The organism is Pseudomonas sp. PS01303 (genome assembly GCF_029959385.1).
GTDB lineage: Bacteria > Pseudomonadota > Gammaproteobacteria > Pseudomonadales > Pseudomonadaceae > Aquipseudomonas > Aquipseudomonas rustica.
On the sequence record NZ_JASCPK010000337.1, the window covers coordinates 1 to 299 of the forward strand.

Below are 299 nucleotides of genomic sequence, written 5' to 3' on the forward strand. Positions count from 1 at the left end.
CGACGTTGGTGGTCGACAGGTCGAGGTGGAAGATTTCGTTGACGTTGACCAGCGGGAACGCGAACGCCTGATAGCCGAGCATGACCATCAACGTCGGCATGATCGCCAGCGTCAGCGGCACCTTGATGACAATCTTCGAGCCCTGGCCCTTGGTCGAGTAGATGTTGATCGAACCGTTGTGCTGGGAAATCTTGGTCTTCACCACGTCCATGCCGACACCGCGGCCGGAGACGTCGGAGATCTCGGTCTTGGTAGAGAAACCCGGGGCGAAGATCAGGTTGTAGCACTCGGTATCGCTG

General features: G+C 58.2%; 1 protein-coding gene. It reads right to left on the bottom strand.

The window, feature by feature from the left end:
• Positions 1 to 299 (bottom strand): ATP-binding protein (locus QMX93_RS30870; protein ID WP_282359355.1); only part of this gene is annotated, 299 nt, incomplete at both ends.